Below are 20105 nucleotides of genomic sequence, written 5' to 3' on the forward strand. Positions count from 1 at the left end.
ACGTGGCGGGAGGCTGCATTGGAAATAGCTTCGAACCTCGCCTTCAAAGCGCCGAAGGGGCTCGGCCCAATCGATCGGGGCTCTTGGCGAGACCAGTCCCCAGCGCTCCGCATCGGACACGCACGACTCGGGATTCCGGAGCCCAAGGTTCCGCCACCCGCACCGTCACGCAAACGAGTCCGGCGACAGCCTTCAGGAGGATGCGATGAAGTTCGGGATTTCCACGTTCATCACCGACGAGGGGATCGGCGCGACGGATCTGGGCCAGGCCGTCGAGGAACGCGGGTTCGACTCGCTGTTCATCGCCGAGCACACGCACATCCCGGCCAGCCGGGAATCGCCCTACCCGGCCGGCGGCGAGCTGCCCCGGATCTACTACCGCACGCTGGACCCGTTCGTCGCGCTAGCGGCGGTCGCCGCGGTCACGCAGCGGCTGTTGGTAGCCACCGGGATCGCGCTGGTCGTCGAGCGCGATCCGATCACCACCGCCAAGGAGGTCGCCAGCCTGGACCTGATCTCCGGCGGCCGGGTGATCTTCGGCGTCGGGGCGGGCTGGAACCGCGAGGAGATGCGCAACCACGGCACCGACCCGGCGACCCGCGGCGCGCTGATGGACGAGCGGATCCGGGCGATGCGGGAGATCTGGACCAAGGACGCGGCCGAGTTCCACGGCGAGCACGTCGACTTCGACCCGATCTACTCGTGGCCGAAGCCGGTGCAGCGGCCGCACCCGCCGATCTACGTCGGCGGGGAGAGCGAGCGGTCGTTCGCACGGGTCGCCGAGTACGGCGGCGGCTGGCTTCCGCGCGGCGGCACTGAGAACCTCGGAGAACTGGTGGCGAAGGTACGCGACCGAGCGGGCTGGCGGGTGCCGGTCGCGGTCTACGCGGCGCCGTGCGATCCGGCGGTACTGGAGTCCTACGCGGCGGCCGGGGTGGACCGCACGCTGTTCTACCTGCCGACCCGGCCGCGCGACGAATCCTCGCGCAGGCTGGACGAACTGGCCGAACTCGCCGAAAATCTCGGCTGAACGAGCGGTCGCAAACCTCGCTGGACGCCGGTGACCTGAATTCAGGTGTGCCTTACATCCTGGTTACTTCCGGGCAATGTGCTGGACATTCGGGACATGCGAGTCGATCCTCGTGTCTGCTGTGCCAGTCGAATCGCACAGTACAACGGAGAAATGGGGTCCGGGGACGGTGGCTGAGATAACGGCACCGAGCACTGGGGCGGCTCGGAAGCGCAAGATGAGTCCCAAGGAAATCGCCATCTGGGTACTGGTGGCGGTCGTCGGCGCGATTTCATGGGGCGTCATCGCACTGGTCCGCGGCGAGGAGATCTCCGCGGCCTGGCTGGTTTTCGCGGCGCTCGCCTCGTACGCGATCGCCTACCGCTTCTACGCGCGGTTCATCACGTACAAGATCCTGAAGGTCGACGACACCCGCGCGACGCCGGCGGAGCGGCTGAACAACGGCACCGACTTCCAGCCGACCGATCGCCGGGTCCTCTTCGGCCACCACTTCGCGGCGATCGCCGGGGCCGGCCCGCTGGTGGGCCCGGTGTTGGCCGCGCAGATGGGTTATCTGCCGGGCACCATCTGGATCATCCTCGGCGTCATCTTCGCCGGCGCGGTGCAGGACATGGTGGTGCTGTTCCTCTCCACCCGCCGCAACGGCCGCAGCCTCGGGCAGATGGCCCGCGAGGAGATCGGCCCGGTGGGCGGCATTGCGGCACTGATCGCGGTGCTGGCGATCATGATCATCCTGCTGGCGGTGCTGGCGCTGGTCGTGGTCGGCGCGCTGAAGGGCTCCCCGTGGGGCACCTTCTCCATCGGCATGACGATCCCGATTGCCCTGTTCATGGGCTTCTACCTGCGCTACCTGCGTCCGGGCAAGATCGTCGAGACCTCGGTGATCGGCGTGGCGCTGCTGCTGCTGAGCATCGTCGCCGGCAGCTGGGTCGCGGACTCGTCGCTGGCCGGGATGTTCACGCTCTCCGGCAACGAGCTGACCTTCGCGCTGGTCGCCTACGGCTTCATCGCCTCGGTGCTGCCGGTGTGGATGCTGCTGGCGCCGCGCGACTACCTGAGCACCTTCATGAAGGTCGGCGTCATCGTGCTGCTCGCGGTGTCGATCCTGATCGCGATGCCGATGATGAAGACCGAGGCGATCACCGACTTCGCGCTCAACGGGCAGGGCCCGGTGTTTTCCGGCTCGCTGTTCCCGTTCGTGTTCATCACGATCGCCTGCGGTGCGCTGTCCGGCTTCCACGCGCTGGTGTCCTCGGGCACCACGCCGAAGATGCTGGAGAAGGAGTCGCAGGTCCGGGTCGTCGGCTACGGCGCGATGCTGACCGAATCGTTCGTGGCGATCATGGCGCTGGCTGCGGCGTGCATCATCGACCCCGGCCTGTACTTCGCGATGAACATGCCGTCGGCGGCGCTCGGCAACACGCTGCAGTCGGCGTCGCAGGCGGTCGCCGGGATCGGCTTCCAGATCACACCGGACCAGCTGGCGGCGGCCGCGGCGGCCGTGGACGAGCACACGCTGGTCGGCCGCAGCGGCGGCGCACCGACCCTGGCCGTCGGGCTTTCCGAGGTGTTCTCGCAGGTCATCGGCGGGGACGAGATGAAGGCGTTCTGGTACCACTTCGCGGTGATGTTCGAGGCGCTGTTCATTCTGACCACTGTGGACGCAGGTACCCGGGTGGGCCGGTTCATGCTGCAGGACACCGTGGGCAACGTCTGGAAGCGCTTCGGCGACGTCAGCTGGAAGCCGGGCAACTGGATTGCCAGCGCGGTGATCGTCGGCGCCTGGGGCTACTTCCTGTGGGCCGGGGTCAACGACCCGCTGGGCGGCATCAACCAGCTGTTCCCGCTGTTCGGCATCGCCAACCAACTGCTGGCGGCGGTGGCGCTGGCGGTGGCCACGACGATCCTGATCAAGTCCGGCCGCGCGAAGTACGCGTGGGTGACGCTGGTGCCGCTGGCCTGGGACGCGGCGGTGACGCTGGTCGCGAGCTGGCAGAAGATCTTCTCCGCCGACCCGAAGATCGGCTTCTTCGCGCAGCGCGCGGCCTACCAGGCGGCGCTGGACGCCGGGCAGACCAGCAAGGGCTCGGCGCACACCGTCGAGCAGATGCAGAAGGTCGTGATCAACTCCACTGTGGACGGTGTGCTCAGCATCCTGTTCGCGCTGCTGATCGTGATCGTGCTGGTGGACGCGGTCCGGATCTGGATCAAGGCGCTGCGCACGAGCGCGCCGCTGCCAAGCACCGAGGCACCGCACGTGGAGTCGAAGATCTGGGCCCCGTCCGGGCTGATCCCGACAGTGGAGGAGAAGCAGACCCAGAAGGAGCTGGCAGCGGCCGGGAAGGCCGAGGCCAGCACATGACCGGCACGCCGATCCTGGCCAGGCTGCGCGGGTCCGCCCGCACGGCCTGGCAGATCGTGCGCGGCGTGGTGGGTGAGAACGCCTACGAGCGCTACCTCGACCACCACCGCCGAAACCATCCGGACGAAGTACCGCTGAAGGAGCGGGAATTCTGGCGCCGCCACGTGGACCGCCAGGACGCCACCCCCGGCTCCCGCTGCTGCTAGCTTCGCCGAACCCGCTGAGGGGCGCCCGTGACCGGGTTACTCGGTCACGGGCGCCCCTCACTCATTTCTTCCGCGCTAATGACCGGGCCCACACCAAACGGCCCGAGATATGGCTACCCCAGCTGTAGGCACACTGGACTCCCCCCCCCCCATGAGGAGCCTGCGGTCGGGGCTGATGACCTCGACCCGCTACCCGAATGCCATGCCCCAGGCGGCAATACGCACATCCACGCGTTCGCCGTACTCCTGGAGAACCGCGAACAGACTGGACGCCGCATCAGCAACCAGATCTTCTGCGACCACAGCGAACTGTTCGGCGCTGCGCATCGGAGTTTTTCCCGATGGATCAACGACGAACGTGTCGGGTGGATGCCCCGAAGACACCTGACCCACCCCGACTAGCCGCGAAGATGATCGAGCAGGGCGCGTTACGTCCTGGGAACTGGCGCAAGAGCAGCTACTCCGGTGGTGGCGGCGTCGGCGGCGGCAACTGCGTCGAGGTCGCGTGGACAAGGGACGGCTGGCTCGCTATCCGCGACGGCAAGGCTCCCAAAGCCGGTGTTCTGCTCTTCACGCGCGTCCAGGCCGACTCCTTGATGCAAGGCCTCAAGAACAACAAGTTCGGTCAGTCCAGTTGACTGTGCACTGGGAGTGTCGGCGGCCAGACCACGGCCGAGGAAGTGGAATTCGAGTCAGTTCTGAAGTCCTCTCATCCGAGCTGTCGACCGGCCGCGATGTGGGGTGGATGTGGAGCGAACGGACCGTTCGCTCCGCAGAACGAGGCGAACAGTCCGTTCGCTTCACCGGACGAACCACGTCGGCAGCGGTCACCCCGATTTGGGGATATTCCTGAAGGATACGTCCTCGAACGGTTCGGGTTCCCTGCGCAGACCGAGGATCCGCTCGCCGATGACGTTGCGCTGGATCTGGTCCGCGCTCCCGCCGATGGAGTTGCAGTAGCCGTTCATCGCGGCGAAGTTGGCATCGTAACCGTCGGGGTGATCCGCTCCTTCCAGCATCGCCTCCGCCCGACGATCGCCGTCTGCACCCCGCCGGTCTCGTGCAGCAGCCGCGACATCAGCAGCTTCCCCAGCGACGCCAGCGAAGACGAGGGGCCCTGCTTGAGCTCCACCTGCACGCGCTGGTAGGGGCCTGTGAGTCCGAAATCGGTGATGGACACGATCACCAGGATCTACCCGACGGCGGATCTCGGTGAAGTCCAGCGTCCGCACCGTAGTCACCCAGGTGTCCGAAGTGGACATAAGTCCTACCAGTCGGCGCACCAGGCCGGCGTGCCCGGCCGGATCGTCGAGGTCGAGCGTTACGCCGAACTTCCCGGCGTTGTAGGTGGCCTCCCGGAGGCTGATACCGCCATACCGGCCAGGCCGTCCCGGGTACCGGTACCGGCCCTCGCCCGGGGTTCCACCCGGGCCACTTCGGCACCGAGGCCGGCCAGGTGCCGCCCGCACATCCCGGCCCGACCGTCGGTCGTGTCGACCACGCGCAGGCCCCGCAGCGGAGCGGGCGGATCGTCGTCGCGGCAGTGGCTCATTCGCAACCTCCCCCGGTTCCGCACTGAGTCCGACGCGCCGCACGCTATTTCCGACGGTTCCCGTCCGTAATAGCCCGAGCGCGCACACCTGCGAGGACGGTGTCGACGAGCTCGGTCACGTAGTCCACAGACCCGGCCCGGACCTGGCCCCGCAGGTGGCGCGGGGTGGCGCGGACGTGGTTGGACACCGCGCCGGCGATCAGGTCCGCGATCAGCGCCACCGAAGCGCCGGCCGGCAGTTCGCCGCGCTCGATGCCGCGGCGGACGATCGCACGGGTCGCCCTGATGTGCTCGGGGTACGGGTCGTCTGCCAACGACTCCGCCAGCTCGGGCGAGAACTGCGCGTCCACGCCGAGCCGTGAGGTCAGCGCGCCTTCGTCGGCGCCGAGGTACTCCAGCCAGCCGTGGGCGAACTCGACCAGGTCCGCGCGCAGCTCGCCGGTGTCGATCTCCGCGATGAACCGGGTGCGCTCCCGAACGGCGGCGACCAGCAGCGCGGCCTTGTTCGGCCACCGCAGGTAGAGCGAGCCCTTCCCGATCCCGGAGCGCCGGGCGACCTCGTCAAGCGAGAAACCGCTCCAGCCGCGCTCGGCGTACACAGCCCGCGCCGCCGCCAGGGCGCGCGTGTCCACCGCTGGGTCCCGGGGCCGCCCGGCGCGCTGTGCCTTCGCCACCACCCCATCCTGGCGGGTGGCGATTTCAATGGAAATCGGCACGCCGACTTCCATTGAAATCGCGAATCCGGGCAGCCGGGTTCCGACCAGCGGAAGCACCCGAACCCACTTGCACCATCCGGGAACCGGCAGCGAAGCGGTGCTAGCGGCGAAAAGGAGCTGCCTTGTGCACCCAGGTCGCGATCGTCGGCGGCGGCCCCCGCCAGGCTGCCGCTCTCCCACCTGCCGCACCAGCAGGGGATCGACTCCGTCGTGCTGGAACGGCGCAGCCAGGAGCACGTCCAGCGCCACGTGCGCGCCGGGGCGCTGGAACAGGGCACCGTGGACCTGCTCCGCGACGCGCTCGTCGGTGACCGGATGCTGCGCGAGGGCTAGGTGCACGGCGGCGCGCACCTGCAGTTCGACGAGGCGCGCCGGAACATCCCGGTCCCGGAACTCACCGGCCGCGCGATCACACCGCGTACGGCCAGCAGGAGTGGTGAAGGACCTCGGCGATTTCCGCCAGCGCGACGGCGGCCAGGTGCTGTTCGCGCGGCTGCCGCAATGCCATCCCGACTGACGCGCGCACCACCTACGAGCGCACCGACCGGCACCAAGGGCCACAACCTCGCGGTGTCCGATGTGGATAGTCTGACCGCCGTGATCGCCGGCCACTACCGGACCGGCAGCACCACCGGCCTGGACGAATACTCCGTGGCCTGCCCGCGGCGGGTCTGGCGGGTCCAGCAGTTCTCCTGGTGGATGCCGTCGATGATGCACCGCTTCGGTGGCCCGGACGCGTCCTTCGACCGCCACCCTGCAACGCTCCCAGTTCGACTATCTCCGCACCTCCACCGCGGCAACCACCACCTTCGCCGAGAACTACGTCGGCTTCCCGCTGCACTGAACCGGCCGGTGGAAAATCTGTTTCGCGGCGGGGGCGCCGGCGGAATAATTGGTGCAATGGAGTTCAGGAACTTCGACGCGCGGGGTTATCGCACCGTTGACGTGCGCACCGGGTACGGCGAGTGGGTCGCCAACTACGAGCAGACCGTCGAGGACGTCATGGACCTCGCGCTGCTGGACCGGCTCCAGGAGCCGTCGTGGGCAGCCGTCACCCGGGCCGCCGACCTCGGCTGCGGGACTGGCCGGACCGGGCAGTGGTTGCGAGGCAAGGGAGTTCCGGCGATCGACGGGGTGGACCTCACCCCGGAGATGCTCGCCGTAGCGCAGCGCCGCGGCGCCCACGACCGGCTGGTGGAGGCCGACGTCGCGGCCACCGGCCTGGCGGACTCGGCCTACGACCTGGTGATCTCCTCGCTGATCGACGAGCACCTCGACGACCTGAACCGGCTGTACCGGGAGGCGTGGCGGCTGGCCGCGCCGAAGGCCGCGTTCGTCCTGGTGACGTTCCACCCGCACTTCATCATGACCTCGGGCATGCCCACCCACTACACCAACAGCGCCGGCGAATCGGTGGCCATCACCACCAACGTGCACCTCGTCAGCGACCACGTCGCGGCGGCGCTGGCGGCGGGCTGGCGACTGGCGGAGCTGCACGAGGGGGTGATCGGCGACGCGTGGGTCGCGGTGAAGCCGAAGTGGGAGCGCTTCCGCAACCACCCGATCTCCGCCGCCTACGTCTGGCGCAAGGACGGCTGATCCTTCCGTGGCTGGTGAGTGCGTTTGGGCGCTAGGACACCGAAAAACATTCACCGGCTCCTTGGTCCCGAACTGAGCCCGGACGTTCGCCCTTGCCTCTCGGCACCCGGTCGACGAGTGTGGTGATCACGAGTCGGGTGAACGCGGAACAGCTCGCGAACGTCGTCGGCGCGGGGACCCTGGTGGTCGGTGCCGGCTGACCGCCGCCCCGCGGCCGGTCGCGAAGGCGCTCGGATACGGCGAGCACGCAGATTTCGCCCACGCCACCGGAATCATCGACCTGGCGATCTGGCGATCACCCCTGGCCTGCTGCGCGGCCGCCCGCGCTGGCCGTGGATGGCCGGGCGGGCGGCGCTCAACCTGGTGATTGCCAACCACTACCGGACCCAGCGCTCCCCGGCGGGCGTGATCGGAATGGCCGTGCTCACGATCGTCGACGGCGGGCTGGCCGCAGTCATGAAGGCCCGCCGGCAATGACCCGGTTCGGCGACACCGGGAATGTCTGACCGACCGCCTCCGTTGGCCAGTGACATGACCGCAACCCTCGGCAGGCTCGGCATCTGGCGGATTTCCACGGCACTCGACCCCGAACTGGCGATCGAGGTCGAGAAGCTCGGATTCGGCACGATCTGGATTGGCGGCTCGCCACCAGCGGACTTGGCGCTGGCGGAACGGCTGCTGGACGCCACCGACTCGATCACGGTCGCCACCGGGATCGTGAACATCTGGAATTCCGCCCCGCAGGCCGTCGCCGCGTCGTACCACCGGATCGCCGCGAAGCACCCGGACCGTTTCGTCCTCGGCGTCGGCGCCGGGCACCGCGAGATGACGGACACCTACACCAAGCCGTACCAGGCGCTGGTCGACTACCTCGACCACCTGGACGCCGCCGGGGTACCGAAGACCGACCGGGTGCTCGCCGCGCTCGGCCCGAAGGTGCTCAAGCTCGCAGGTGACCGGGCTGCGGGAGCGCACCCGTACCTGACGGTTCCCGCGCACACGAGGCAGGCCAGGGAGATCCTGGGCGACGCACCGGTGCTCGCCCCGGAGCAGAAGGTCGTGGTCGACACCGACCGGGACCGGGCCCGCGCCACCGGTCGCGCCTCGGTGGGCATGTACCTGAACCTGAGAAACTACACCCGCAACCTGCGCCGCTTCGACTTCACCGACGACGACATCGCGCCACCCGGCAGCGACCGCCTGATCGACGCCGTCGCTCTGCACGGCACCGCGGCCAAGATCGCCGAAGGCATCAACGCGCACCTGGATGCGGGCGCGAACCACGTGAGCATCCAAGCCCTCGGCGACGACCCGCTGCCGTCCTACCGCGCACTCGCCGAAGCGCTCCGCTGACACCCGGGCTCAAATCCTGGACGCATCGGGGTTTCTCCCCGATACGCGGGCGAAGGGACAGCCGGAGGATTCTCCCGTCCTGAGTAGAACGATCGAGGGAGTCTTGCGTGAGGACGTCCTGGTCGAGGTCGCCGTGGACGTTCTTTGCGCTGGTCTTCGTCCTCGGCGCCCCGTTCACTCTCCTCGGCGAGCTCTCCGACGTGCGGTTTCCGGCGAACATGCCGTTGAGCGCCCTGCAGTTCGTCGTCCCGCTGGTAGCGGCGGTGATCCTCGTCCACCTCAACGACGGCAGCGGCGGGGTGCGCAGGCTGCTCCGAAGCGCCTTCGACGCTTAGAGGATCAAGCGGGCGTGGTACGCGCCGATCCTGCTCATCATGCCCGTGGTCACGTTGGTGTCGTACTGGCTGATGCGCATCGCCGGGGAGCCGCTCCCCGAACCGCACATCTCGTTGTCGGCGGCGGTGCTGGTCTACTTCGCGCTCTACTTCGTCGCGGGCGTCGCCGAAGAAGTGGGCTGTACCGGCTACGCCACCGGCCCGGCGCAGCAGCGGTGGGGCGCTCGGGGGGCAGCGTGATCATCGGAACCGTGTGGGCGGCGTGGCACTTCCTGCCGTACCTCCAGCTGCACGAACCGAGTTGGGCGCTCGGGCAGTGCGCTTTCACGATCGTCGCCAGGGTGATCATCGTTTGGCTCCACAACAACACGGGGAACAGCGTGTTCGCGGCGGTCCTTTTCCACGCCACGATGAACGTGACCTACTCGGTGTCGACCGACGGCTGGTCCCACAACCCTGCAGTCACCAGCCTGGTCATGCTGATCGTGGCGACTGCGGCCATTGTCATGTGGGGACCGAAAACCCTTTCCCACTACAGGTTCTCACGGGCAGTCCGGTGACACGGCAGCAACGCAGCCACCCCGTCGAGCACGCGCTGCAGGCCGAACTCGAACCACTTATCCAGCTGGGCCGGGTCGACGGCATCTGCGGTCCTGCGGCACCGCCTCGCACGCGCCGACGCCGATGCGCAACCGGCGTACCTGGAAGCGAGCACGCCGCGAAACCAAGCCCTCTACTAACGATACGGCTTCAAGCCGCTGGACGATCCGACGGCGCTCCCGAAAGGCGGTCCCACCTGCAACCGCATTTGGCGCGAACCACGAGTTGTCGATGGTGCGCCCTAGCTTGGCGGCATGTTCGACGTAGCGACGTTGACCGGATTCCTCGCCGCAGCAGCGACAATCGTGCTGCTGCCTGGGCTGGTTAGGCGCTGGTGCTGGCCGGGGTCGCCAACGGCCGTCGGCGAGCAGGCGCGGTCACCACATTGGGCTGAACGCCGCGACACTGCTGCACGCGACAGCCGCGGCAGCGGGACTGTCCGCAGTGCTGACGACTTCTGCGGCCGCGTTCACGGCGATGAAGATCGAGCGGTTTGCCTGGTGTGGCTGTCGGTGCTGTAGGACTGCGCCTGGAGCATCACGGCCGGAGCGATGTCGAAAAGGCTCGCGAGCAACGCCAGGTTCGCCCAGTGGCGCCAACGGATCACGGCGACCGACCTCAGCGGTCTCGGAATCCGCCTGGCCGTGACCGAACAACGCTGACCGCGTCAACGGTCGGTCGGCTCGACCTCATGCAGCCTGCGCCGCAGATGCGCGCGTTCGGGTTCGGTACCGGCCAGTTCGAGCGCCTCCCGGTACGCCGCTGCGGCCTCGGCGAACCGGCCGAGCCGTTGCATCAGGTCGGCCCGCGCCATCGGGTAGGGGTGGTAGGCGCGCAGCTGCGGCTCGTTGGACAACTCGTCGAGCAGTGCCAGGCCCGCTTCCGGGCCATCGCGCAACGCCACTGCCGCCGCCCGATTCAACGCGACGATCGGTGAAGGCGTGAGCGCGAACAGCACGTCGTAGAGCGCCACGATCTGCGGCCAGTCGGTGGTGGCGACATCCGCTGCCTCGTCGTGCAGGGCGGCGATCGCGGCCTGCACGCCGTACGCGCCAGGTGCGCCGCCGACTAGCGCGACGGGCACCAGGCAACGGCCCTCCTCGATCATCGTGCGATCCCAACGGCCCCGGTCCTGCTCATCGAGGAGCACCAGCTCGCCGTCGGGCCCGGTCCGGGCGTCCCGCCGGGCGTGGATCAGCAGCATCAGCGCGAGCAACCCGGCCACCTCTCGCTCGGGTGGCAGCAGCCGACGCAATATCCGGGCCAGCCGAATCGCTTCCTCGGCCAGATCGAGCCGCTGCAACTGCGGGCCCGAGCTGGCCTCATACCCCTCGGTGAAGATCGAGTACAGCACCTGGAGGACGCCCGGCAGCCGCTCCGGCAACTCGTCGGCACCGGGCACCCGGAACGGGATCCTGGCCTCACGGATTTTCTTCTTCGCCCGCACGATCCGCTTGGCCATCGTCTCCGCGGGAACGAGGAAGGCCCGCGCGACCTCTGCCGTCGTCAACCCCGCGAGGCACCGCAGGGTCAAAGCACCGTGGTCCTCGGCCGCAAGCGCCGGGTGGGCGCAGGTGAAGAACAGCTGCAGCCGCTCGTCCGGCAGGTCACCGCCCACGTCCGCCCCGGCGACGCGTTCCGCTCGCTCCGCCTCCACCTGCAGGATGGCCAACCGCGCGGCGAACGCCTGGTCGCGCCGCAGCCGATCGACCGCTTTGCGCCGCGCGGTGGTCATCAGCCAGGCACCGGGCTTGGGCGGAACGCCGTGCACCGGCCAGTTGGCCAGCGCCGCCTCGATGGCCTCGGACGTGACCTCTTCGGCCAAGTCGAGATCTCCGAAGCGGCGGACGAGGGCCGCCAGCAGCAGACCGCGTTCCTCGCGGAACACCGCCTCCACCACCGGCATGGCGGCGCTGGCGGCCCGTTCGTCCCGCACGTCAGGCCCCGAAGTCGGCGACCGGCCGCACCACGACGGACCCGTCACCCCGCGCGCCGGGGCAACGCGCGGCCCAGTCCAGCGCCGCGTCGAGGTTGGGCACGTCGATGACGTAGAAACCGCCGAGGATCTCGCGGGTCTCGGCGAACGGCCCGTCCGTCACGGTCCGCCGACCGTCCTCGTCGACCCGCACGGCCGTGGCGGTGACCAGGTCCGCCAGCGATTCGCTGGCGACCAGGATGCCCGCCTCCTGCACCTCCTTGTCGTAGGCCATCCAGTCCTCGACGTTGCACTCGGCGGCCCCGCCGCTCTCGCCAACCGCACCGGCGTTGATCAGCAGCATGTACTTCATGGTCCGACTCCCTCGGCGTCCGTTTTAAAGTGCGGCAGCGTCGCCGCACGACACAACCACGAACGGGGAACGCCCGTATGGACACCCGGGACAAAAATTCTTCCCCGCCCCTGCACGCGGCGGACCGGCACGGCCCTGACCAGGAACAATGCGAGTTCTTCATTGCGGGCGCGCCTCGGGATCGCTCCGCCAAGTGCTCGGTCGGGGTGTCGAGGACGGCCAGGAAGGCCTTCGCCGCGGGTGTCAGGCCGACATCGTTCCAGACCAGGTGCTCGACGCGGGCCGACGCGTCGGACACGGGGATGGTGCGCGCGCCGGCGAGTTGGGGGACGTAGGTGGACGGACGCAGCGCGATGCCCAGGCCCTGCCGGATGAGCTTCGCCGTGAGATCGGGGGCCTGCACTTCGAAGGCGACATCGCGGTCGAGGCCCGCCGCCGAGACCGCCAGGTCGGATTGGGCACGGCTGGCGGTTCCCGCCGTGAAGTCCACGAACACCTCGGATGAAAGCCGGTGGAGGTCGACCTCCGGTTGCTCGGTCAAACCATCGTGCATCGAGATAGATCAGCTGAAAACATGTATTGGACTCATTGATCTAGGTTGCCCATTGGCCGGCTCAGCCGGTCACGGCGTGGTGCATGGGAACCGGCGCGGGCGATGGCGCCGAGGGAACCCGGGGGCGAACACCTGCGGCGTTGAGAATGAGATCCGCGATCGCTTCGGGGTGCGACACGATCGACAGGTGGCTGGAGTCGAGTTCTATGGTCGTCGCCCCCATGCGCGCAGCGAGGAACCTCTCAAGATCGGGCGTCGTGGTCCTGTCATTCTTCGACACCGCGTACCAGGTCGGTTTGTGCCTCCACGCCGCGACGCTCGTCTTCGACGAGAACAGCGAATTGGATATGGGGCCTTGCACGGCGTAGAGGCCAAGCGCGCGACTTCTGGGCACGTCGCCAGCGAAATCGCGCAGGAACGATTCCATGCTCAATTGTTCGAAGTCGCCGAATTTGACGATTCCGGAATTCGCAGGCGGCTGCGGGAACCGCGCCGCGAGGGCGGCGTAGTCCTCGCCGACGTCTGGTGCACGAGCGGCGACGTAAACCAGACCGGTGACATTCGGGAAAGTCCCGCCTCCGAGATGACCGTTCCTCCCCAAGAATGAGCGGCCAGGACCGTCGGTCCCTCCTGGCGAGCGAGGGCACGCCGAGTTGCCGCAACGTCGTCAGCTAGCGAGGTGAGCGGATTCTGCACCGAGGTTACGTTCAGGCCGGCCGCTTGCAGTCGCTCGATCACGTCCGACCACGACGAGCCATCCGCGTACGCGCCGTGCACGAGTACGACATTGCGCGCGGCAGTGGCACCCACCGAGGCTTGCGCTGACGAGAGACCGGCTAGCGAAGCTGTTGCGAATCCTGCAGTGAGCGCTTTTGAGAATGTTCGCCGACTGATCATCAGCACGTTTCCCTGCTCGATCGAGCCCGATGCGGTTCCCATCGCAGGGCGTGTGGTCCAAGATCCAGCTCGTTGAAGCGACGACTCCTCAATCTGTCCACAAGCGTCCGGTCTCCGCACCCGTACACCCCCGGAGCGGCGAAGCCGATGGATGAACCAGCGGAAATGAACGTAGCGCGCGGGCATCTGCGCAGATAGTTGATCTGCTCAGTCGGTTAACGACCGCCGGAAGCGGACACGGGCAAACCGGTGGGACCTTCCAGACCTGACCGGGCTGCGGGACGCAACACGTCGTCGGCTCCGAGTACCCGCGGGCGACGTTCCGCCGTCGGCTCGCGGCATCGCCGACCAGGTCGGACACTCCCTGCTCGACGAGCTCGAGTCAGCGAAGCCCCCTGACGCTACGTTGGAGTCGAGTACTCGCGAGACGCCGACAAGTCGGAGCTTGTGCTGGCAGGCCCGGGAGTACCAGCGCGAGGGCTAAACACAGCTGGACGAGTGGGCGCGATCGAGCGTGGAGGCAATGACGACGGCGACGGGAAAGGCGCTGGCGCTAGCCGCTCTGGAGGTGTCGGGTGACGGGTGGAGCTCGTTCGCTCGCGCTGTCGGTCGCAGCTGAGTGGGACGCAAAGAGCCGCCCCGCCAGTATTTCCGGGACGGCTCTTTCCGTACATTCAAAGAGCTTGGCCATTGCCCAACACGAGGTCGGCGTGATCTAGATAACGCTACACCGAAGCTGCTGCGCAAAAACCGAAACTCACTCAGACGCACGATGTTCTTGACGCGTTGCCACGGCTTCGGCCTCGGCGGCGTCCCACTGCTGCCGGTAGCTACGCAGCTTCGGCAACCGATCTTGCACACCCCACACAGCCCGCGCAGCAACGGTCTCCACGATGCCCCCATGCTCGATCACGGGTTCATGGAGGTCCTGAACCACGTCGGCGATGCTGGCCGCCTGAACCGCTGGAGCCCAACGCGCCAGCAGATCCATCAACCTCGGCAAGCCGATGACCTTCAGGTACTCCGACGTCTGGTCCTGATTGCTGACCTCGATGAGGTACTCGCTGCGGCCATCCTGGTCGCGTTGCCAGGTGAGCAGATTCAGGCTCGACCACTCCCCAGCGCCGAGCCTGAGGAATGGACTCCAACCTTGCGACTCCAGATAGTCCCCGACATCAGTAACGTCGGAGGCACCACCGAACACATCGTATGGCTCCCACTTGCCGTCGGCGGAGAGCTGCAAATCCCTAGGCGAGGTCACGGCGGCCACAGTACGACACGAGGACGGCTCGTCACTCCTTGAACCCCATCAGGTGCCCTTTGGGTCAGCGGTCGAGTGCCCGGACGAACAGATCCTTGGCCCCTGCGGCTCGTGTCACCCACCAGATATAGCCCGAATTGCCGGGCCACCCTCCCTCTTAGGACCCCACCGTCCAAGCTCCGCGCAGAGCCAAACATGACCAGTGCGCGATGGCGCTGATCAGCTCCAGAGGCTCTCACTCCGTCGCGACTTGGCGGCAAGCTAGTTTGATCGAATCGTCCCGGTCTTCGTTGACGGCTTACGGACACGGTAGGAGATCCAAGCCGCGTCACTTTGACAGCCAAGCGGGGTATAGCACGCTTGCGAGCCCGCCTCCGGACTGACTCGGCGAGTTTTGGTCACCTTCGGGCACCCGGCGTCCTGGAGCCAAAGCCGCCTGCCGTGTTGCTTCACGAGCCGCGTTGACTTCGTCGCGGAGGTTCGCAGGGGCTTCAACTTCACTGAAATGCCGACAGACTCCAACGGGACGTCAAACCGCCGCCACAAGATCTTTGGCCATTTCGCGCGCCTCGGCCACGTTCCGCCCCTGGGTGGCGCCGACATCCTCCACTTCGACGACCCACCACTTGCCTTCGCGGGTGGCGGTCGCCTCGAACTGGCGTTTGCTCACCGTGCCCCGCCTTTGATCAGCGACATCTGCCTGACCAGGTTCGCCGACATCAGGTCGCGCCTGACCGCTAGCCCGAAGATCCCGAAGAGCACTGTCCGGACAGATCGGCGCGCGTCGGCGGGCATATCCTCGGCCTGCAACGTGTCCATGAGGTCTTCGAGCCGGCCGACGGCGCATTCGCCAAGCCACAGGTTGCCGATCTCTGGAATGACAGCATTCCGGAGGTCCACGGAGTAGGTGTCGCAGGTCGTAACCCCGCCGAACACCCTCGGCAACCTTCTACTCGACCTGGCCGATCCGTACCTTGGCGATGCCGGCGACCTTCGAAGTGTCCTTGAGTTGGGTGCCGGACTTGCCGGCCGTTCTTGGAACGCGTCCCGGAGAGCCTTCTTCGCCTTGGCCGCCGTTGGCCCCACCGCTCGACCGGGGCGCGTGACTCCTTCAGCGCCCCGGAACCGTGCACGCGCTTTCCCGTTGCCGCCGATTTCCGTGACGGTGATGTTGCTGTGGGTGCGGATGACGAGGGGCGGCCGAGCCATGATCGACCCCGTTTCCGGTGGGTTTCCGGTGGGTTTCCGCTGGATTCGACCAGCCTATCGACCCTATGACCAGACCGACATGACCTCTGACCTGGCAAAACGGTGGGGCAGGTGGGACTTGAACCCACGACCTGACGGGTCATGAGATCACTCCCCGTTGTCTGCCGTCACCTGACATGGCCAGCAACTTTCACAATCGCACACGCCATAAGGAGACGTTGCTTGCCGACGTTGGACACGGTTTTGTGCGGGTAAAGCATGGAGATGATCTTGATTCGTCCTGGCGTTGTCGACCTCTCGCCGCAACAAACCGGGGCAGCCGAACCCTGAACCCGCGGATTCTGGGGCGACACCTGCCGTTGTCTTCGATCACTGCTCAATATCCGCCATGACCTGCATTGATTACGAATGCGAATGAACATCAGGGGCGGTTGTCTGCGGTCATCTGACGTTGTTTTTCGGGGGTAAGGCAGGGCAGCGCAGGCGCAAGTTCCCGGAGGCAACGCCCTGAGGTACCGCACGGCCACGACTGCCAAACCTTCTGATGGCTGGTCCGTCCGTGTCGATGGTTGTCGTCGCTTGTCCAACGTGGTCGTGACCTGCCGCGGAGCTGGTTCGGGGATTGCCCTCCCCTGCCGTCGTCTGACGTCGATCGGGGTCGATGAGTGGCAATAAAGCGGCACGTCGGCCATTCCTCCGGCTTCACCCGACACGGAGCCGACCTTCCGGATGCAGTCCCGTGTCAAGGGGCGAAGCTCCGAAGGACGCACATCGGTAGAGCTCGGGGTCCCCGCCGATGTCGCGCCCTTGACGCGGGTCGGCAATCGGAGACACTACGGCGGCCGGGTTAGGCGCCCCTAAACCGGCTTTAGGAGAAGTCGATTGGTGGACGGCGCTCCACGACACGCCGCTGGCGCCCCTCTCGACCTGGATGACCTCATATGATAGCGTCGACTTTATAGCGTCGACATTTGGAGCGATCTATGGCCGAGCCGAAGCCAAGGAAGCGCCGACCCCACAACGAGCTGAAGAATGCGATGCGCGAATACCTTGCCCGCAAGGGTGGTGGTCCGGCATCGATCAGTGAGATCAAAGACGCCGTCTACGACGAAGTGGGCGAGGCGCCAGACTCGTCGTTTCGCAGCGCATTGCAAGACGAGCGGTATTTCGTGCGCGTGGAGCGCGGGGTGTTCCGCCTCCGTGATTAACACCTCGACCCCCGTACCCTTCATCTGTGAGACGATGTCAAACATGCGTTCGATCAGTTATGTGGGCGACCTCGTGCGCCTCTGCGTCGGACTCGGCGCGCAGAGTAATGGGAAACTCACAGCGCGAGAGCGTGAGCTTGTAGCCGAGCATCCTGGTGATGCGCCCGAGACAATCGTGCAACGGTCAGCCATCCAGATCCAGCGAGGGTTCGACCCGCTAGGCGAGGCATACACGCAGATTTTCTCTCCGCTTGACCGCCGTCGGCTCGGTCAGACCTACACGCCCGCCACGATCGTCGAGTCGATGGTCGGCTGGGCGAGGGACCAGGGAAAGCCGGAGCGAATCGTTGACCCAGGTGCAGGCTCCGGCCGGTATCTCCTTGCCGCCGCCCGTGAGTTCCCTGAGGCAACTCTCATCGGGGCTGACGTCGACCCGCTGGCCACTCTCATGCTGCGTGCCAATGTCGTCGCGACTGGTCTCGCTTCTCGCACGAGAGTAGTGCTCGGCGATTACCGGTCGCTCGACCTGCCCGACATTGATGGGCGGACTCTCTATATCGGCAATCCGCCTTACGTCCGGCACCACCAGATTGCACCTGAGTGGAAGGCGTGGCTCCTCTCAACTGCAAAGGAGCGCGGACTCAAGGCCAGCGGACTGGCTGGTCTGCACGTCCATTTCTTCCTGGCGACCGCGGAGCACGGACGTCCTGGTGACTACGGCGCATTCATCACCAGCGCCGAGTGGCTGGACGTGAACTACGGAAGCCTCGTTCGCCAGCTGCTGCTGGACGGGCTCGGTGGTGACTCCCTGCACGTGCTCGACCCGAAAGCTGCGCCGTTCGCCGACGCCACGACGACCGGCGCGATCACGTGCTTCAAGCTCGGCGAGCGGCCTGAGTCGATCAAGGTTCGTCGGGTCGATGACGCGTCGGCGCTCGGCCGACTCGATGGGGGCCACGCCCTGTCTCGTCAGCGTCTCGCGGAGGCCAACCGCTGGTCGGTCCTCACGCGAGTAACCCCAAAGCTCCCCGAGGGCTACACCGAACTCGGCGAGCTGTGCCGCGTTCATCGCGGTGCCGTCACCGGCGCAAACAAGATATGGGTCCATCGCGACGGCAAGATCGACCTTCCCGAGAGCGTCCTGTTCCCGTCGGTCACCAAGGCGCTCGACCTTTTCGGGGCAGGTGAACGGCTCGCTGCCGCCGACCATCTCCGGCGTGTGATCGATCTGCCCGTGGATCTGGATATCTTTGACGTGGATGAGCGCAAACAGATCGATCGTTTCCTGCGTGCTGCGAAGAAGCAGGGTGTCCACGAGGGATACATCGCCTCTAAGCGAACGGCGTGGTGGAGCGTCGGCCTGCGTGATGCGGCACCCGTCCTGGCGACCTACATGGCGCGCCGCCCGCCAGCCTTCGTGCGCAACGACGTGGAGGCACGGCACATCAACATTGCCCACGGCCTTTACCCTCGGCAACACCTCGACACAGCGGTCCTCGACAACTTGGCTACGCATCTCCGCTCAGCCGTTACCCTGGCTCAGGGACGTACGTACGCAGGCGGGCTCACCAAGTTCGAGCCGAAGGAGATGGAACGTCTACCCATCCCGAGCCTGGAGTCCCTGAGCAAAGGAGACGTCAGTGCCGCAGGTTCCGCCTCCACGGTGGAGTGAAGACGAACTCACAGAAGACGCCGCCGAGGCGGTGCGCCGGTTCTGCGAGAAGCGGATGCAGGAGCCGCTGGAGCAGTATCTAGAACAGTTCGACAGCTTCCGCGGCACGATGGAAGACCTCATCGAGGAGACGATCGATCTCAGTGAGCTTCGTGAACAAGCCGCTGAGCAGCTTTCTGACCCGAGGGTGCTTTACTCCGTCAGGTATCTCGCTGGCCCGCCGATCAGCACCGATGATCTGAAAGAGCTCGTTGGCGATGGTGTGAGTCTCGCACCGACGAAGATCAAGTCTGACCCAGAGATGGCCCGGAGGGTCGTCGAGACCGTCTTACTCGGCCTCGATCGCGTCCGGTTCCCCTGGGTCGGGGAGGACCGAGAGCCCACGGACGCAGAGCGCGAGATCGCCGTGATCGCGACCGCGGCAATGATCGCGACGCAGAGGGTCCAGACAGCCCGGCGTAACGAAGCCAAGGACGAGCAGGAGGATGCCGTCGCGGAGGTGCTGAAACAGAACGGTTTCATCGAGGTACCGACCCGCGTCGTCGAGAACACATCTCACTTTCCCGGTCCTGGCGAGTTCTGCAGGGAGAGTGAGTTCGGTGGTCGCAAGGCAGACCTGATCGTCGGCCTCTGGGATGGTCGCGTCATGCCGATCGAGTGCAAGGTCAGCAACTCTTCGACCAACAGTGTCAAGCGACTGAATAACGACGCAGCCGCTAAGGCCGAGACCTGGATCAAGGTATTCGGGACGGCCACTGTCGTGTCTACTGCGGTGCTATCCGGTGTTTTCAAGATCCACAATCTCGAGAGCGCCCAGTCGCGAGGGCTAACGCTGTTCTGGGCGCACCGCCTGGACTCCTTAATCAGCTTCATCGAGAAAACCCGCCCGTGAACTTCACCGTTGCCGGACGCCTCGGGTGTGGTGGAGCGTCGTGGGCTGATCGATCGACAGCAATCAGACTTCGACCCTAGTCATTAACGCGCTCGGCGTGGTCACCCAGCACCGACATCCGAAAGCGGGGCACATCAAAGTCTCTGAACACTCAGGGGCGGTTTAGTGCTTACAGGACAGTCGAGACTTCGGAGCAGCTCTGATCGGGACCACAAGCCGGTGAGCCAGTTCGGGGCTGGCCGTTTCGTGCCCGGCCGGAGTGGTCAAGGCACCAACTCGGCGACGCGCCCAGCACCGTTTCGCTTCCGGCTCGCCCTGGTACGCCGTGATCAAGGTGCCCGGTCGGGGTTCAACATTCTCGAACTCGGGCGG

The 20105-nt window shown here is 66.5% G+C and carries 25 protein-coding genes and 3 pseudogenes; 15 read left to right on the plus strand and 13 right to left on the minus strand.

The window, feature by feature from the left end; genetic code table 11:
- Positions 1–205: 205 nt before the first annotated feature.
- From SSPN_RS0113830 to SSPN_RS0113840, 3 genes are all read left to right on the plus strand, one after another.
- Positions 206–1030: an LLM class F420-dependent oxidoreductase gene (locus tag SSPN_RS0113830; RefSeq protein WP_010695549.1), complete on the plus strand. Its 825-nt coding sequence runs from the start codon at positions 206–208 to the stop codon at positions 1028–1030.
- Between the two features lie 217 nt (positions 1031–1247).
- Positions 1248–3392, plus strand: coding sequence for a carbon starvation CstA family protein (locus SSPN_RS0113835; RefSeq protein WP_010695550.1), 2145 nt, complete (start codon positions 1248–1250; stop codon positions 3390–3392).
- Complete coding sequence (locus tag SSPN_RS0113840; RefSeq protein WP_010695551.1) at positions 3389–3598, plus strand: YbdD/YjiX family protein; 210 nt, start codon at positions 3389–3391, stop codon at positions 3596–3598. The genes SSPN_RS0113835 and SSPN_RS0113840 overlap by 4 nt, the downstream gene beginning before the upstream one ends.
- Positions 3599–3787: 189 nt before the next feature.
- Here the strand turns inward: SSPN_RS0113840 and SSPN_RS59680 are convergent, their stop codons facing one another.
- Positions 3788–3925, minus strand: coding sequence for a hypothetical protein (locus SSPN_RS59680; RefSeq protein ID WP_010695552.1), 138 nt, complete (start codon positions 3923–3925; stop codon positions 3788–3790).
- Between the two features lie 83 nt (positions 3926–4008).
- Here SSPN_RS59680 and SSPN_RS0113850 point away from each other — a divergent pair, with 83 nt between their 5' ends.
- A complete protein-coding gene (locus tag SSPN_RS0113850; RefSeq protein WP_010695553.1) occupies positions 4009–4236 on the plus strand; it encodes a DUF397 domain-containing protein in 228 nt (75 codons plus the stop codon).
- Positions 4237–4425: 189 nt separating this feature from the next.
- Here the strand turns inward: SSPN_RS0113850 and SSPN_RS54670 are convergent, their stop codons facing one another.
- From SSPN_RS54670 to SSPN_RS0113865, 4 genes are all read right to left on the minus strand, one after another.
- Positions 4426–4617: a hypothetical protein gene (locus SSPN_RS54670; protein ID WP_143539504.1), complete on the minus strand. Its 192-nt coding sequence runs from the start codon at positions 4615–4617 to the stop codon at positions 4426–4428.
- Complete coding sequence (locus SSPN_RS59685; protein ID WP_148271958.1) at positions 4563–4778, minus strand: hypothetical protein; 216 nt, start codon at positions 4776–4778, stop codon at positions 4563–4565. Before SSPN_RS59685 ends, SSPN_RS54670 begins: the two co-directional genes overlap by 55 nt.
- A 141-nt stretch (positions 4779–4919) precedes the next feature.
- Positions 4920–5150 carry a CoA transferase gene (locus tag SSPN_RS54675; protein ID WP_143539503.1) on the minus strand — a complete coding sequence of 77 codons (231 nt, stop codon included), beginning with the start codon at positions 5148–5150 and terminating at the stop codon, positions 4920–4922.
- A 44-nt stretch (positions 5151–5194) separates the two neighbouring features.
- Positions 5195–5866, minus strand: coding sequence for a TetR/AcrR family transcriptional regulator (locus SSPN_RS0113865; protein ID WP_203218527.1), 672 nt, complete (start codon positions 5864–5866; stop codon positions 5195–5197).
- Positions 5867–6031: 165 nt separating this feature from the next.
- On the opposite strand from SSPN_RS0113865, the gene SSPN_RS59690 reads away from it, so the two are divergent.
- From SSPN_RS59690 to SSPN_RS56685, 8 genes and pseudogenes are all read left to right on the plus strand, one after another.
- Positions 6032–6199, plus strand: coding sequence for an FAD-dependent monooxygenase (locus SSPN_RS59690; protein WP_420187952.1), 168 nt, complete (start codon positions 6032–6034; stop codon positions 6197–6199).
- A gap of 168 nt (positions 6200–6367) precedes the next feature.
- Positions 6368–6547: pseudogene (locus tag SSPN_RS62135) on the plus strand (FAD-dependent monooxygenase); the annotation flags it as partial.
- Between the two features lie 219 nt (positions 6548–6766).
- Positions 6767–7465, plus strand: a complete 699-nt coding sequence (locus SSPN_RS0113880) for a class I SAM-dependent DNA methyltransferase (protein WP_010695558.1) — start codon at positions 6767–6769, stop codon at positions 7463–7465.
- A gap of 189 nt (positions 7466–7654) precedes the next feature.
- Positions 7655–7942: a hypothetical protein gene (locus SSPN_RS54680; RefSeq protein WP_148271959.1), complete on the plus strand. Its 288-nt coding sequence runs from the start codon at positions 7655–7657 to the stop codon at positions 7940–7942.
- Between the two features lie 54 nt (positions 7943–7996).
- Positions 7997–8818: an LLM class F420-dependent oxidoreductase gene (locus SSPN_RS0113895; RefSeq protein WP_010695560.1), complete on the plus strand. Its 822-nt coding sequence runs from the start codon at positions 7997–7999 to the stop codon at positions 8816–8818.
- A 107-nt stretch (positions 8819–8925) separates the two neighbouring features.
- Complete coding sequence (locus SSPN_RS56675) at positions 8926–9153, plus strand: hypothetical protein (RefSeq protein ID WP_010695561.1); 228 nt, start codon at positions 8926–8928, stop codon at positions 9151–9153.
- A 39-nt stretch (positions 9154–9192) separates the two neighbouring features.
- Positions 9193–9393, plus strand: a complete 201-nt coding sequence (locus SSPN_RS56680) for a hypothetical protein (RefSeq protein ID WP_101376475.1) — start codon at positions 9193–9195, stop codon at positions 9391–9393.
- Positions 9390–9713, plus strand: a complete 324-nt coding sequence (locus SSPN_RS56685) for a hypothetical protein (protein WP_010695563.1) — start codon at positions 9390–9392, stop codon at positions 9711–9713. Before SSPN_RS56680 ends, SSPN_RS56685 begins: the two co-directional genes overlap by 4 nt.
- 707 nt (positions 9714–10420) lie before the next feature.
- Here SSPN_RS56685 and SSPN_RS0113910 read toward each other — a convergent pair.
- The 8 genes and pseudogenes from SSPN_RS0113910 to SSPN_RS0113940 form a co-directional block, all read right to left on the minus strand.
- Positions 10421–11659: an RNA polymerase sigma factor gene (locus SSPN_RS0113910; protein ID WP_044573972.1), complete on the minus strand. Its 1239-nt coding sequence runs from the start codon at positions 11657–11659 to the stop codon at positions 10421–10423.
- A 31-nt stretch (positions 11660–11690) separates the two neighbouring features.
- Complete coding sequence (locus tag SSPN_RS0113915) at positions 11691–12041, minus strand: YciI family protein (protein WP_010695566.1); 351 nt, start codon at positions 12039–12041, stop codon at positions 11691–11693.
- 271 nt (positions 12042–12312) lie between these two features.
- Positions 12313–12594, minus strand: a pseudogene (locus tag SSPN_RS50990) (LysR substrate-binding domain-containing protein); the annotation flags it as partial.
- 61 nt (positions 12595–12655) lie between these two features.
- The gene (locus SSPN_RS58380; protein WP_010695568.1) at positions 12656–13195 is read right to left on the minus strand and encodes an alpha/beta fold hydrolase; all 540 of its coding nucleotides are present in this window, start codon (positions 13193–13195) and stop codon (positions 12656–12658) included.
- An 11-nt stretch (positions 13196–13206) separates the two neighbouring features.
- Positions 13207–13677, minus strand: a pseudogene (locus SSPN_RS62580) (lipase family protein); the annotation flags it as partial.
- 571 nt (positions 13678–14248) lie between these two features.
- Complete coding sequence (locus SSPN_RS0113930) at positions 14249–14761, minus strand: hypothetical protein (protein WP_010695569.1); 513 nt, start codon at positions 14759–14761, stop codon at positions 14249–14251.
- A gap of 520 nt (positions 14762–15281) precedes the next feature.
- On the minus strand, positions 15282–15422 hold the full coding sequence (locus SSPN_RS56690; RefSeq protein WP_010695570.1) for a hypothetical protein: 141 nt from the start codon (positions 15420–15422) through the stop codon (positions 15282–15284).
- Entirely contained in the window at positions 15419–15688 is a 270-nt protein-coding gene (locus SSPN_RS0113940; protein ID WP_010695571.1) for a hypothetical protein, read from the minus strand. Before SSPN_RS0113940 ends, SSPN_RS56690 begins: the two co-directional genes overlap by 4 nt.
- 1256 nt (positions 15689–16944) lie before the next feature.
- On the opposite strand from SSPN_RS0113940, the gene SSPN_RS0113945 reads away from it, so the two are divergent.
- The 3 genes from SSPN_RS0113945 to SSPN_RS0113955 are packed head-to-tail and all read left to right on the plus strand — an operon-like array spanning position 16945 to position 19733.
- A complete protein-coding gene (locus SSPN_RS0113945; RefSeq protein ID WP_044572911.1) occupies positions 16945–17169 on the plus strand; it encodes a hypothetical protein in 225 nt (74 codons plus the stop codon).
- 43 nt (positions 17170–17212) lie between these two features.
- Complete coding sequence (locus tag SSPN_RS43750; RefSeq protein ID WP_010695573.1) at positions 17213–18841, plus strand: Eco57I restriction-modification methylase domain-containing protein; 1629 nt, start codon at positions 17213–17215, stop codon at positions 18839–18841.
- Positions 18810–19733, plus strand: coding sequence for a XamI family restriction endonuclease (locus SSPN_RS0113955; protein ID WP_010695574.1), 924 nt, complete (start codon positions 18810–18812; stop codon positions 19731–19733). Before SSPN_RS43750 ends, SSPN_RS0113955 begins: the two co-directional genes overlap by 32 nt.
- The last annotated feature ends 372 nt before the right edge of the window (positions 19734–20105 follow it).

This window comes from Saccharopolyspora spinosa NRRL 18395 (genome assembly GCF_000194155.1).
Classification (GTDB): domain Bacteria; phylum Actinomycetota; class Actinomycetes; order Mycobacteriales; family Pseudonocardiaceae; genus Saccharopolyspora; species Saccharopolyspora spinosa.

Excerpts from the sequence above, each read along its gene's own strand:
- SSPN_RS0113830 (WP_010695549.1), top strand. The coding sequence starts at position 206 with ATGAAGTTCGGGATTTCCACGTTCATCACCGACGAGGGGATCGGCGCG.
- SSPN_RS0113835 (WP_010695550.1), top strand. The coding sequence starts at position 1,248 with ATGAGTCCCAAGGAAATCGCCATCTGGGTACTGGTGGCGGTCGTCGGC.
- SSPN_RS0113840 (WP_010695551.1), top strand. The coding sequence starts at position 3,389 with ATGACCGGCACGCCGATCCTGGCCAGGCTGCGCGGGTCCGCCCGCACG.
- SSPN_RS59680 (WP_010695552.1), bottom strand. The coding sequence starts at position 3,925 with ATGCGCAGCGCCGAACAGTTCGCTGTGGTCGCAGAAGATCTGGTTGCT.
- SSPN_RS0113850 (WP_010695553.1), top strand. The coding sequence starts at position 4,009 with ATGATCGAGCAGGGCGCGTTACGTCCTGGGAACTGGCGCAAGAGCAGC.
- SSPN_RS54670 (WP_143539504.1), bottom strand. The coding sequence starts at position 4,617 with ATGCTGGAAGGAGCGGATCACCCCGACGGTTACGATGCCAACTTCGCC.
- SSPN_RS54675 (WP_143539503.1), bottom strand. The coding sequence starts at position 5,150 with ATGAGCCACTGCCGCGACGACGATCCGCCCGCTCCGCTGCGGGGCCTG.
- SSPN_RS0113880 (WP_010695558.1), top strand. The coding sequence starts at position 6,767 with ATGGAGTTCAGGAACTTCGACGCGCGGGGTTATCGCACCGTTGACGTG.
- SSPN_RS0113895 (WP_010695560.1), top strand. The coding sequence starts at position 7,997 with ATGACCGCAACCCTCGGCAGGCTCGGCATCTGGCGGATTTCCACGGCA.
- SSPN_RS56680 (WP_101376475.1), top strand. The coding sequence starts at position 9,193 with ATGCCCGTGGTCACGTTGGTGTCGTACTGGCTGATGCGCATCGCCGGG.
- SSPN_RS0113910 (WP_044573972.1), bottom strand. The coding sequence starts at position 11,659 with ATGCCGGTGGTGGAGGCGGTGTTCCGCGAGGAACGCGGTCTGCTGCTG.
- SSPN_RS0113915 (WP_010695566.1), bottom strand. The coding sequence starts at position 12,041 with ATGAAGTACATGCTGCTGATCAACGCCGGTGCGGTTGGCGAGAGCGGC.
- SSPN_RS0113945 (WP_044572911.1), top strand. The coding sequence starts at position 16,945 with ATGGCCGAGCCGAAGCCAAGGAAGCGCCGACCCCACAACGAGCTGAAG.
- SSPN_RS43750 (WP_010695573.1), top strand. The coding sequence starts at position 17,213 with ATGCGTTCGATCAGTTATGTGGGCGACCTCGTGCGCCTCTGCGTCGGA.